This is a genomic window from Rhodococcus sp. P3_B8 (assembly GCF_056402775.1).
In genome coordinates this window covers 1-6116 of sequence record NZ_JBFUGT010000358.1, presented here as the reverse complement: position 1 = coordinate 6116, position 6116 = coordinate 1, and the positions used below count along the sequence as shown (strand labels likewise).

Below are 6116 nucleotides of genomic sequence, written 5' to 3'. Positions count from 1 at the left end.
GTGCTGCCGCCGTCCAGCGACGCCGAGGCGCGGGCCGCCCGGACCGCCGCCTCGGCCGCCGTGGTCGGCCAGCCGCGCCGGTTGGTCTTGTGGCGGTGAACCGCACCGAGCGCGTCGCGCGCACGGTCCGCGGCTTCGCGGACGCCGGGAAGGTCGACGAGGGGCTGCAACGGGTCGCTCACGTACCGGAACGCTACCCGGCGCCGTCCCGGGTCAGGCGCCGAGCCGGATCGATCCGCCGGGAATCGCGTCCAGCAGCTTCCGCGTGTACTCCTCCTTCGGTGATGCGAAGACCTCGTCCGTGGTCGCTTTCTCCACGATCGCGCCGGTGGACATGACGAGCACGTCGTCGGCGATCTGCCGCACCACCGCCAGGTCGTGGGTGATGAACAGGTACGTCAGCCCCAGCTCCGCCTGCAGGTCGTTCAGCAGGGTCAGGATCTGGTCCTGGACCAGTACGTCGAGCGCCGACACCGCCTCATCGCACACCACCATCTCCGGCTGCAGCGCCAGCGCCCGGGCGATCGCCACCCGCTGCCGCTGGCCACCGGACAGCTCGTTCGGGAACCTCCGCATCACCGAAGCCGGCAGGGCCACCTTGTCCAGCAGGTCGCGTACCCGCGCTTCCCGCTCGGCCTTCGTCCCCACCTTGTGGGTGCGGAGGGGCTCCTCGACGGTGCGGAAGATCGAGTACATCGGGTCGAGCGTGCCGTACGGATTCTGGAAGATCGGCTGCACCCGGCGGCGGAACGCAAGCGTCTCCCGGCGGTCCAGCGTCGCGACGTCCTTGCCGTCGAACACGACATTCCCCGACGTCGGCGCGAGAAGTCCGAGGACCATCTGCGCGACCGTCGACTTGCCCGACCCCGACTCGCCGACGATGGCCGTGGTCGTTCCACGTCGGACCGCGAACGAGACGTCGTCGACCGCGGTGAAGTCGGTGGACTTCCGTAGCCCGTGCCGGATCTTGAACACCTTGGTCAGCCCGGTGGCGACGACCACGTCGTCGGTGGCCTTGCCGAACTCGACGCCGATCTCGCCGTGCTGTTCGGCCTCGCCGACCACCTCGAGGGCGTGCTCCCGGATGTCCGCCCGGGCCAGCGAAGAACTCCGGCGTTGCGACGCCAGCGACGGCGCCGCGGCCACCAGCTTCCGGGTGTACGGGTGGCGCGGCCGCTGCAGGATCTCCAGCGCCGGCCCTGCCTCGACCACCCGCCCCTTGCTCATGACGATCAGGTGCTCGGCCCGCTCGGCGGCCAGGCCGAGGTCGTGGGTGATGAGGAGCACCGCGGTGCCCAGCTCGTTGGTGAGACCGTCCAGATGGTCGAGGATCTGGCGTTGGACCGTGACGTCGAGTGCCGACGTGGGCTCGTCCGCGATCAGCAGTTGCGGGCGGGCCGACAGTCCGATGGCGATGAGGGCGCGCTGCCGCATGCCGCCGGAGAACTCGTGCGGATACTGGCCCAGGCGGTCCTCCGCGTCGGCGAGTCCGGCCTCCTCGAGCAGCTCGGCGGCACGCGCCTTCGCGGCCTTGCCCTTCGCGATCCCGTTGGCTTCCAACGCCTCCTCGATCTGGAAGCCGATCTTCCACACCGGGTTGAGGTTGGACATCGGGTCCTGCGGGACGAGGCCGATCTTCTGACCGCGCAGCGCGACGAACTCGCGCTCGGACGCCTCCGCGAGGTCCTGCCCCTCGAACAGGATCCGGCCGCCGGTCACCTTTCCCGTCCCGGGCAGCAGGTTGATGATCGCGTGCGCGGTCGTGGACTTGCCCGAACCGGACTCGCCGACGATCGCCACCGTCTGCCCCGGATACACCGTGAGGCTGACACCGCGCACTGCGGGCACGAGCCCGGAATGCGACTGGAACGACACTTCCAGGTCCCGGATCTCGAGCAGCGGCACCTCGTCGGCCGAATTCTGTGGTCCGGCTGGTTCGTTCGTGGACACCCCGCTCACCTCTTCCTGGCCTTGGGATCGAGCGCGTCCCGCAGAGCGTCGCCCATCATGATGAACCCGAGCACCGTGATCGCCAGCGCGGTCGCCGGATAGAACAGGATCGGCGACCCCTGACGCAGCGTGACCTGGGCGGTGCTGATGTCTCCGCCCCACGAGATCTCGGTGGACGGCAGACCGATACCGAGGAACGACAGCGTCGCCTCGGCCACGATGTAGATGCCGAGCGAGATGGTCGCGATCACGATGATCGGGGCGAGGGAGTTGGGCAGCACGTGCCGGACGAGGGTGCGCATGTTCGACACCCCGAGCGCCCGCGACGCCATCACGTAGTCGTTGTTCTTCGCCGAGATCACCGAGCCGCGAGCGATTCTCGCCATCTGTGGCCAGCCGAACAGGGCGAGGACGACGATCAGCGTCCAGATGGTGCGGTTGGCGAACAGTTGCATCAGGACGATCGCGGCGAGGATGAGCGGAATGCCGAAGAAGATATCGGCGACCCGGGACAGCAGCGAGTCGGCCCAGCCGCCGTAGTACCCGGCGACCGCACCGAACACCACGCCCACGACGAGCACGATCGACGTGACCCCGACACCCACCAGCACCGACGCCCGCGCCCCGTAGATCGTGCGGGAATAGATGTCGCAGCCCTGCTTGTCGAATCCGAACCAGTGCCCCGACGACGGCCCCTGCATGCTGAACGCGAGATCGCAGAACCTGGGATCGGTGCCGGTGAACAGACCGGGGAAAGCCGCAACGGCGATCACCACCACGATTATCACCGTGGCGACCAGGAACAGCGGACGTTTGCGGAGGTCCCGCCACGCATCCGACCACATGCTCGTCGGCGGCTGGTCGATGTGGACGGCGTCGGTCTCTCCCGGCGCCGCCACTTCTTCGGGTGCCACGAAATGCGCCTGACGGGTCTTCCGGTCGCCCGTCCGGGGCGACTCGTTCTCCACTTTCTCAGACATAGCGAATCCTCGGGTCGAGCGCGGCGTACAGGAGGTCGACGAGCAGGTTGGCGAGCAGATAGATGACGATCAGCACCGTCACGAAGGACACCACCGTCGGCGCCTCACCGCGGGTGACCGCCTGATAGATCGTGCCGCCGACACCGTTGATGTTGAAGATGCCCTCCGTGACGATCGCACCGCCCATCAGCGTGGCGAGGTCGGCGCCGAGGAACGTGACCACCGGGATCAGCGAGTTCCGCAGCACGTGCACCTGCACCACACGGCGCCGCGAAAGGCCCTTGGCCGTCGCGGTTCTCACGTAGTCGGCGGTGAGGTTCTCGGCGACCGACGTACGGGTGAGCCGGAGTACGTACGCGAACGACACCGACCCGAGGACGAACGCGGGCAGCAGCAGATTCTTGAAACTGGTGTTGCCCCCGACCGTCGGCGGCACCAGCCCCCATTTCACGCCGACGAAGAACTGGGCCAGGAAACCGATGACGAAGATCGGGATCGCGATGATCACCAGGCTCACGAGGAGGACGGAACTGTCGAAGATGCCGCCCTTGCGGAGTCCGGCCCACAGGCCGAAGCCGACCCCGAAGATCCCCTCGATGGCGAGTGCCATCAGGGACAACTTGATGGTGATCGGGAATGCCTGCGCCAGAACCTCACTGACGGGGCGGCCGGAGAAGGACGTACCGAAGTCGAGGGTGAAAATGCCCTTCAGATACAGGAGGTACTGCGTCAGGAACGGCTCGTCGAGGTGGTATCGCTCACGGAGTTGGGCCGCCACCGCGGGGCTGAGTGCCTTGTCGCCGGCCAGCGCGGCGATCGGGTCTCCGGGCAGCAGGAACACCATCGCGTAGATCAGGAACGTGGCCCCGAGGAACACGGGGATCATCTGGAGCAAACGGCGACCGACGTACCAGAGCATCGGATCACCTCCTATTCGTCGGGAGCAGTGACGTCAGGAATCCGCAGCCTCGGCTCGTACTCCCGGGTGGGGCCGCGAACTGACAGCTCGCGGCCCCACCCGTCGTCGAAGAATCTCCGGTGCGTCAGTTCTTCTCGATGTCGGAGTACATCGGGATGCCCTTCCAATCGATGACCACGTTCGACACGTTCTCCGACCAGCCGCTGGCGGCGTTGCGGTACCACGTCGGGACGGCAGGCAGGTCGCGTAGGAGCACTTCCTGCGCCTGGTTCAGCAGTTCCTGGGCCTTGTCGGGATCGACCTCACCCGCGGAGGCACGCAGCAGCCGGTCGAACTCGGGGTTCGAGTAGTCGCCGTCGTTGGAGCTGCCGCCGGTCTGGTAGTTCTGTGCGAGGAAGCCGTACTGCTGCGGGTAGTCGCCCTGCCACCCCGAACGGAACGCGCTGGGGATGGTGCGGTTGGTGGCCTCGGTGCGGATCTGCGCGAACGTGGGGTACTCCTTGCCCTTCGCGTCGATACCGAGGGTGTTGCGGATGTTGTTGGCGGTGGCGTCGACCCATTCCTTGTGGCCGCCGTCGCCGTTGTACGCGATCTCGAAACTGCCCGACCACGGGGCGATGGCGTCGGCCTGGGCCCACAGCCGCTTCGCCGCCTCCGGGTCGTACTTCAGGTTGCCGTTGCCGACGAGCGAATCCGACCAGCCCTCGATGGCGGGGCTGGTGAAGTCGAGCGCGGGGGTGCGGGTCTTGTTGTAGATCTGCTGGGTGATCTGGTCGCGGTTGATCGCCATCGAGATGGCCTGGCGGCGCAGCGTGCCCTCCTCACCGCTGAAATGCGGCAGCCGGCCCGGGATCGTGAACGTCTCGATGGTCGCGGACGGCTGATTCACGGTGCGACCCGGCAGGTCGGTCTCGAACGTGGTGACCGCGCTCGGCGGCACCTGGTCGAGCACGTCGACGTTGCCCGCGAGCAGATCCGTGTACGCCGTGTCGAGGCTGTTGTACATGACGAAGTCGACGCCGGCGTTCTTCGGCTTACGGTTGCCGTTGTAGTCGGGGTTCACGACGGTGTCGATCCGGACGTTGTGCTGCCACGCTCCGGGGCCGGACATCATGTACGGACCGTTGCCGACGGGATTCTCACCGAACGCCGCCATGTCCTGGTACGCCACCGCAGGCAACGGGTAGTACGCGGCGAACCCGAGGCGGTCCGGGAAGGCCGACTCGGGCTGTTTCAGTTCGATCGTGAACGTGGAGTCGTCGACCACCTTCAGTCCCGACATGGTCTGCACCGTCGGGTTCTCGGCGGCCACCTCGTCGTAGCCCTGGATCGGGTCGAAGAAGGACGCTTGGATCTGCGCATTCGTGGACAGCGCGCCGTAATTCCAGGCGTCGACGAAGGAGGCCGCCGTGACCGGCGTGCCGTCCGTGAACGTCCAGCCGTCCTTCAGCTTCACGGTGAAGTTCTTGCCGTCCGTCGTCTCGATCGACTCGGCGACCTCGTTGTTCACCCCGCCGTCGGAGTCGTAGGAGACGAGCCCCGCGAACAGTGAGTCGACGACGCGGCCGCCCTGATTCTCGCTCGTATTGGTGGGAATCAACGGATTCTGCGGTTCACTTGCCCAGGCGTTGACGATTCCGCTACCACCCCCGCTCGTCGAATCACCGGACGAGCAGGCGGACAGCATCCCTGCTGCCAGGCCGACCGCCACAACGGCGGTTGCCACACGTGTGATGCGCAAAGCGTTCCTCCCAGATCTGCGTGGTTCCGGGCAGCGGCTCCGGGCGCAGCCCGAATGATGGGATGACGATAAGTCAAGGTTTCAATCTGTGTAGCCACGACGGGCGAAACTCGTGCAATCGGCACCTGATCGAAACATCGTGGGCGCAGGGGTCTCCACTCGTCGCACCCGATCGCCGTCCGTCGCGTCCAGTCGACCGATCGTCGCAGAATATGGGCATGCAACCCTCTGCAACGGTGCGCTCGGGAGACCATGTGACTACCCTCACACGTGCTAGAAGTGCCGAATTCGAGACTGGAAAGAAGGCCGGGCCACAATGACCAGTGCAGCACAGGCGAGCGGAGCGACGGAGAAGTCGGAACATTCTGATTCCGTCCCGCAGGTGTATCCGCCGAGCCCCGAGTTCACCGCCACGGCGAACGCCGGCCCCGAGCTTCAGGCTGCCGCCGACGAAGACCGTCTCGCATTCTGGGCGAAGCAGGCCGAGCGCCTGCATTGGCACGCCCCCTTCTCCGAGGTCCTCGAC

The 6116-nt window shown here is 66.7% G+C and carries 5 protein-coding genes and 1 pseudogene; 1 reads left to right on the top strand and 5 read right to left on the bottom strand.

Translation table 11 applies throughout. The features are described 5' to 3' along the window. The 5 genes and pseudogenes from AC1D1G_RS40175 to AC1D1G_RS40155 form a co-directional block, all read right to left on the bottom strand. Positions 1–182 (bottom strand): annotated as a pseudogene (locus tag AC1D1G_RS40175) (oxidoreductase); the annotation flags it as partial. Between the two features lie 31 nt (positions 183–213). Then, complete coding sequence (locus AC1D1G_RS40170) at positions 214–1959, bottom strand: dipeptide ABC transporter ATP-binding protein (RefSeq protein WP_477956378.1); 1746 nt, start codon at positions 1957–1959, stop codon at positions 214–216. Then, positions 1956–2930, bottom strand: coding sequence for an ABC transporter permease (locus AC1D1G_RS40165; protein WP_280782897.1), 975 nt, complete (start codon positions 2928–2930; stop codon positions 1956–1958). Before AC1D1G_RS40165 ends, AC1D1G_RS40170 begins: the two co-directional genes overlap by 4 nt. After that, positions 2923–3849 (bottom strand): ABC transporter permease, encoded by a 927-nt coding sequence (locus AC1D1G_RS40160; RefSeq protein ID WP_280782898.1) that lies wholly within the window; start codon positions 3847–3849, stop codon positions 2923–2925. The genes AC1D1G_RS40165 and AC1D1G_RS40160 overlap by 8 nt, the downstream gene beginning before the upstream one ends. A gap of 124 nt (positions 3850–3973) precedes the next feature. Beyond that, complete coding sequence (locus AC1D1G_RS40155) at positions 3974–5590, bottom strand: peptide ABC transporter substrate-binding protein (protein WP_280782899.1); 1617 nt, start codon at positions 5588–5590, stop codon at positions 3974–3976. A gap of 316 nt (positions 5591–5906) precedes the next feature. Between AC1D1G_RS40155 and AC1D1G_RS40150 the strand changes: the two genes are divergently transcribed. Beyond that, on the top strand, positions 5907–6116 hold a 210-nt coding region (locus AC1D1G_RS40150), incomplete at its 3' end, for an acetyl-coenzyme A synthetase N-terminal domain-containing protein (protein WP_477956377.1).